This is a genomic window from Pseudomonas agronomica, assembly GCF_025917275.1.
Taxonomy (GTDB): domain Bacteria; phylum Pseudomonadota; class Gammaproteobacteria; order Pseudomonadales; family Pseudomonadaceae; genus Aquipseudomonas; species Aquipseudomonas agronomica.
Map to the genome: position 1 here is coordinate 1 of NZ_JAOSHO010000337.1, position 5733 is coordinate 5733.

6 protein-coding genes are annotated in these 5733 nt (G+C 60.1%); 1 reads left to right on the forward strand and 5 read right to left on the reverse strand.

Annotated features, from left to right (window positions below; translation table 11 throughout):
* Nucleotides 1-31: 31 nt before the first annotated feature.
* The 3 genes from alc to puuE form a co-directional block, all read right to left on the reverse strand.
* On the reverse strand, nt 32-1027 hold the full coding sequence (alc, locus tag OC610_RS19950) for an allantoicase (protein ID WP_264430118.1): 996 nt from the start codon (nt 1025-1027) through the stop codon (nt 32-34).
* Between the two features lie 66 nt (nt 1028-1093).
* Nucleotides 1094-1609, reverse strand: a complete 516-nt coding sequence (uraD, locus tag OC610_RS19955; RefSeq protein WP_264430119.1) for a 2-oxo-4-hydroxy-4-carboxy-5-ureidoimidazoline decarboxylase — start codon at nt 1607-1609, stop codon at nt 1094-1096.
* Entirely contained in the window at nt 1606-2532 is a 927-nt protein-coding gene (gene puuE, locus OC610_RS19960; protein ID WP_264430121.1) for an allantoinase PuuE, read from the reverse strand. Before puuE ends, uraD begins: the two co-directional genes overlap by 4 nt.
* A 412-nt stretch (nt 2533-2944) precedes the next feature.
* Between puuE and uraH the strand changes: the two genes are divergently transcribed.
* Nucleotides 2945-3298, forward strand: coding sequence for a hydroxyisourate hydrolase (uraH, locus tag OC610_RS19965; RefSeq protein ID WP_258649853.1), 354 nt, complete (start codon nt 2945-2947; stop codon nt 3296-3298).
* A gap of 187 nt (nt 3299-3485) precedes the next feature.
* Here the strand turns inward: uraH and OC610_RS19970 are convergent, their stop codons facing one another.
* Nucleotides 3486-4112, reverse strand: coding sequence for a LysE family translocator (locus OC610_RS19970; RefSeq protein ID WP_264430124.1), 627 nt, complete (start codon nt 4110-4112; stop codon nt 3486-3488).
* A gap of 62 nt (nt 4113-4174) precedes the next feature.
* Nucleotides 4175-5524: an NCS2 family permease gene (locus OC610_RS19975; RefSeq protein ID WP_264430126.1), complete on the reverse strand. Its 1350-nt coding sequence runs from the start codon at nt 5522-5524 to the stop codon at nt 4175-4177.
* Nucleotides 5525-5733: the final 209 nt, after the last annotated feature.

Genomic DNA, 5733 nt, shown 5'->3' on the forward strand with positions numbered 1-5733 from the left:
GGAGCGAGCTTGCTCGCGATTCGGGTTCACCTTATTTCGATACCTTGCCGAGCACCCGCAGGCGACTTACGCCACCGTCCGGGAACACGTTCAGGCGAATATGGGTGATCGGTCCCAGCGCCTTGATCTGCTCGGCAAAGGTGTGTTCGGCGTGCATCTCCAGCTTCTGGCTCGGCAGCAATTCGCGCCAGAACAGCGATTGGGTTTCGATCTGGCTGTCAGTGCCGCCCTTGACGAACGCGCCCTGGATCGAGCAGCTGTCGGGGTAGTTGCCTTTGAAGTGCAGCGTGTCGACGACGACTTTTTCAACGATGCCGGCATGGCCCAGGGCGACGATCACCCAGTCGTTGCCAGGGGTGCGACGACGGGCGGTTTCCCAGCCATCACCCATGTTCACGCCGCGTCCTGGGTTGAGGATGTTGCTCATGCGACCGAAATGTTCGTCCGAGCAGGCGAGGGCGCGCCCGCCATTGAGGGCAGCAGCCAGGTCGATCTGTTCGTTATCGCCCACGGCCGACCAGTCGCGGTACGGAATGCCATAGACCCGCAGCCGGGCCACGCCGCCATCGGGGTAGATGTTGAAGCGCAGGTGGCTGAAGGCCTGGTCGTGGCTGATCTCGTGGTAGTGATGGCTGTTGCCCTGCAGCTCGACGGCCGACAGCACTTCAGTCCACTGGGTGTTTTCGTCCGGCTCGCCGTCCGCCAGGAAACACGCTTCCAGGGAAGCCGACGGTGGGTAGTTGCCGGTGAAGAATGAAGTGTCGATGTCCACGCCCTTGATCGAGCCCGGCACGCCCAGGCGGATGACCGCGCTGTCGTAGCCTTCGAAGCGCTTGCGGCGCGACTCCCAGCCGTCCATCCACTTGCCGTTGTCGTCGAACACGCCCTCCTTCCACACGGCCGGAGTCGGCTGGAAAAGGCGGTTGGCGTCGGCAAACCAGTCATCGGTTACCGAGATGATCTTGGTGCCCAGGCGGGCGTCGGCCAGGTTGACGAACTTTTCGAACGGTACGGCGTAAGCTTTCATTCTTCTTGTCTGCCTTTGATAAGTTGGCTGGGGATGCTTGCAGGACCTGGTGTCAGGGGCCGCTCGCTAAAGGGTCAGTAATCGGAACAACGCGATTTTGTTGATCTCCGCCAATGCGCACTTGAATTCGGCGTCTGCCGAGTGGTGGATGCGCGTTTCGAACGCAGCGAGGATCTGGTGCCGGTTGCTGCCTTTTACCGCCATGATGAAGGGAAACTTGAACTTGGCTTTATAGGCCTCGTTCAGCTCGGTGAAGCGTTGGAACTCTTCGGCCGTGCATTGGTGGATACCGGCGCCAGCCTGTTCGTTGGTGCTGGCTTCGGTCAGTTGGCCCTGGACGGCGGCAAAGCCTGCCAGGTCCGGGTGAGCGTTGATCAGGGCCAGCTGGCTGGCATGATTGGCGCTCAACAGGATGTCGCTCATGCGCTGGTGCAGGGTCTCGATCTCGTCGATCGATGCATCCTGGCCCAGGTCGAAGGCCTTTTCGGCCACCCATGGCGAATGTTCGTAGATATCGGCAAAGGCCCGGACGAACGCTTCGCGGCTCAAGGTGGAAGGATTGAGAGTCTGGAAGGCGGTCATTTGGACGCCCCCTGGTACGGATGGGTCTGCTGCCAATGGCGGGCGATGTCGACGCGGCGACTGAACCAGACCTGCTCATGGCCCTTGGCATATTCGAGGAAGCGCTTGAGGGAAGCCAGGCGCGCAGGGCGGCCGATCAGGCGACAGTGCAGGCCGATGGAAAGCATCTTCGGCGCTTCGGCGCCTTCGGCATACAACACGTCGAAAGCGTCCTTGAGGTACTGGAAGAAATCGTCGCCCTTGTTGAAACCCTGCACCTGGGTGAAGCGCATGTCGTTGGTGTCGAGGGTGTAGGGGATCACCAGGTGCGGCTTGCCGGTGGGGTTGTTCGGTTCCCAGTAGGGCAGGTCGTCGTCGTAGGTGTCGCTGTCGTAGAGGAAACCGCCTTCTTCCATCACCAGGCGCCGGGTGTTCGGGCCGGTGCGGCCGGTGTACCAGCCCAGCGGACGCTCGCCAGTGATTTCGGTGAGGATGCGGATTGCTTCGAGCATGTGCTCGCGTTCCTGGGCTTCATCCATGTATTGATAGTCGATCCAACGATAGCCGTGGCTGCAGATTTCGTGACCGGCGGCGACCATGGCGCGAATCACGTCCGGGTGGCGCTGGGCGGCCATCGCCACCGCGAAGATGGTCAGCGGAATGTCAAATTCCTTGAACAACTTGAGGACCCGCCAGACGCCGGCACGGCTGCCATATTCGTACAGCGATTCCATGCTCATGTTGCGCTCGCCCTGCAACGGTTGCGCCGCGACCATCTCCGAAAGGAATGCTTCGGATTCCTTGTCGCCATGAAGGACGTTGCGCTCGCCGCCTTCTTCGTAATTGAGCACGAAAGACAGCGCGATGCGGGCGTTGCCAGGCCAGTGTGGATGAGGAGGGTTACTGCCGTAACCGATCAGGTCGCGTGGGTAGTCAGCGCTCACTGCAGTTTTCCTTCTTGTTCGAACCATGTAGGTGGCGTCCCAGGCGATGGGTATCGGCTGGCGTCACGACGATGGAGTGATTGTATACAACTTTATCGGCGACTTGTAAGCCTGTTTTTTTCATTTTTTGCTCTGCTCCCTGGAAAAGCTACACTGCAAGAAACCTGCCTGTCTGGTCAGTTAATGCTGCATGGGCCGGCGTAAGCACTGGGTTGGGTGAAGAATACGGGGCTACGCCGCCTGCTGAGCGCATGGGATAAAAATCTATTTTTTATTGTGTACAATTTCTGTTTAAAGTGTCTTAATCTGCCCATCGCCGCAGCGTTGGATGCTCCGTAATGGTGCGGCCTGTCTTTCAACTGATTCAGGAGGCGTCGGGCCGGACTGTTCTGCAGCGAGGCGCGCACAATCAATGGGACGTTTGACTACTCATGTTTTGGATGCAGCGCACGGCTGCCCTGGAAGCTCGATCAAGATCGAGCTGTACCGTGTCGAGGGTTCGCAATTGCGGTTGGTTGCCAGTGCGTTGACCAATAGCGACGGCCGTTGCGACGCGCCGCTGCTGCAGGGGGATGATTACCGCAGCGGGGTCTACCAGATCCAGTTCCACGCCGGTGACTACTACCGCGCCCGTGGCGTTCAACTGGCCGAACCGGCGTTTCTCGATGTGGTGGTGCTGCGTTTCGGTATTTCGCAAGAGCAGGAGCATTACCACGTGCCCTTGCTGATTTCGCCTTACGCCTATTCAACCTATCGAGGCAGTTGAGCCCCCAAGCAACTGCCTTGCCCTGGAAGCGACTGCGCATAGAGCTTCTTTGGTTTTTAGCCCGCCCACACTGCGGGCTTTTTTTCGCCCATTGAATAGGCGGGGGCCTCGTCGCGAGCAGGCTCGCTCCACAATTGAAATGCGTTTCAACTGTGGGAGCGAGCTTGCTCGCGATGCTTTTGCTTTCTCAGCGGCTCAGCAACGAAGCCGCCCCGGCACCGCTGAACAGTGCAGCGCTGACCCGGTTGAACCAGCTCTGGCCCTTGCCTGTGCGCAGATACCGGGCAGCGCCATGGGCACCCAGCCCATAAGCCAGCTTGCACAGCAGGTCCAGCACGGTCCAGGTAACAATCATGACCAGCAACTGCGGCAGGAATGGCTGTTCGGCGTTCAGGAATTGCGGCAGGAACGCGGCGAAGAACAAGATGTCCTTTGGATTGCTGGCACCCAGGACGAACGCCCGGCCGAACAAGGCGCGAAAGCGCGGAATGGCGGCGGCTTGGGGTACCTCGGCGCCCTGGGAAGGCTGACGCGACTGCTGCCAGCTCTGCCAGGCAAGGTAGAACAGGTATAACGCACCGACAATTTTCAGTGCACTGAACAACTGCTCCGACGCCATCAACAACGCACCAAGCCCCAGCGCCGAAGCGCTCAACAGGCAGATCGACGCGATCACGCCACCCAGGAACGCCGGATACGAGCGGCGCAGGCCGTAGTTCAGGCTATTGCCGATCATCAACAACGACAACGGGCCGGGGATGAGGATCACCACCAAGGCGGCGCCACTGAACAACAACCAGGTTTCCAGATTCATTGCTTTGCTCCTGATGCACAAAAGCCTCACCCAGTGGGTGAGGCGGGTGGATACGGTATCGCTTACAAGAAGATGAACTTGGCGATGAAGATCGCGCAGAGCACCCACAGGCTGACGGAAATTTCCTTTTGTTTACCGGTGCCGGCCTTGAGCACCACGTAGGTGATGAAACCCAGGGCGATACCGTCGGCGACCGAGAAGGTCAGGGGCATCATGATCGCCGTGACGATGGCCGGGATGCTGTCGGTAGGTTCGTCCCATTCGATGTGGGCCATGCCGCCCATCATCAGCATGGCAACGTAGATCAAGGCGCCGGCCGTGGCATAGGCCGGGATCATCCCGGCCAGCGGTGCGAAGAACATGGCGGCAATAAATAGCACACCGACGGTCACGGCGGTAAGCCCCGTGCGGCCACCGGCGGCCACACCCGCGGCGCTTTCCACGTAGCTGGTCACCGGCGGAACACCGACCACGGCGCCGAATACACTGGAGGCGCTGTCGGCCTTCAAGGCGCGGGACAGGTTTTCGATCTTGCCATCGGCTTTCACCAGGCCGGCGCGTTGGGCGACGCCCATCAGGGTGCCAGCGGTGTCGAACATGTGCACGAACAGGAAGGCCAGCACCACGCTGATCATGCTGATGTTGAACACACCGGCCACGTCCATTGCCATCCAGGTCGGGGCCAGGCTCGGCGGCGTCGACATGACGCCGTTGTACTGCACCAATCCCAGGCCCCAGCCGGCCAGGGTCACGGCGATGATGCTGATCAGGATCGCGCCGAACACGCGGTGGTAACTGAGCACGGCGATCATCAGGAAGCACACCGCGGCCAACAACGGACCGGGCTCACGCAACGAGCCGAGCTTGATCAGCGTGGCGGGGCTGTCGACGATGATGCCGGCGGTCTTCAGGCCGATCAGCCCGAGAAACAACCCGACCCCCGCGCCCATGGCGAACCGCAGGCTCACGGGAATGCTGTTGAGCAGCCATTCACGCACCCGCGACAGGGTCAGGATCATGAACAACACACCGGAAATAAACACCGCGCCCAGCGCGGTTTCCCAGTTGTAGCCCATGGTGCCGACCACGGTGTAGGTGAAGAAGGCATTCAGGCCCATGCCCGGCGCCAGGCCCACCGGCCAGTTCGCATAGAGGCCCATCAGCAGGCAACCCAGGGCGGCGGCGATGCAGGTGGCGACGAACGCGGCGCCATGATCGATACCCGCGTCGGCCATGATGTTGGGGTTGACGAAAATGATGTAGGCCATGGTGATGAAGGTCGTCAGACCGGCGATCAGCTCGGTCTTCACCGTGGTGCCATGCAAGCTGAGCTTGAAGATGCGCTCCAGCCAGCCACTGCGTAATGGCGGCGACAGGTCCAGGGTCTGGGCTTCGGGTTTGCGGCTTTCCACAGCGAGTACTCCTCAAGAGTTTTATTGTTATTTCGGGCCCCGCGCGCCCCCTGAGGGTGACGGCAAGGCTTTGAGGCAGGTAAGGCTGGCGTAGTAGTTGACCTGATGGTCAGGAACTCGCACGAAGCGAATTATGCTTTTGTATACAAATAAAGCAAATAATGTTTTCTGTTTTGTCGACGAAATTTATGGAGATAGGGATATATCGC

Excerpts from the sequence above, each read along its gene's own strand:
- alc (WP_264430118.1), bottom strand. The coding sequence starts at position 1,027 with ATGAAAGCTTACGCCGTACCGTTCGAAAAGTTCGTCAACCTGGCCGAC.
- uraD (WP_264430119.1), bottom strand. The coding sequence starts at position 1,609 with ATGACCGCCTTCCAGACTCTCAATCCTTCCACCTTGAGCCGCGAAGCG.
- uraH (WP_258649853.1), top strand. The coding sequence starts at position 2,945 with ATGGGACGTTTGACTACTCATGTTTTGGATGCAGCGCACGGCTGCCCT.
- OC610_RS19970 (WP_264430124.1), bottom strand. The coding sequence starts at position 4,112 with ATGAATCTGGAAACCTGGTTGTTGTTCAGTGGCGCCGCCTTGGTGGTG.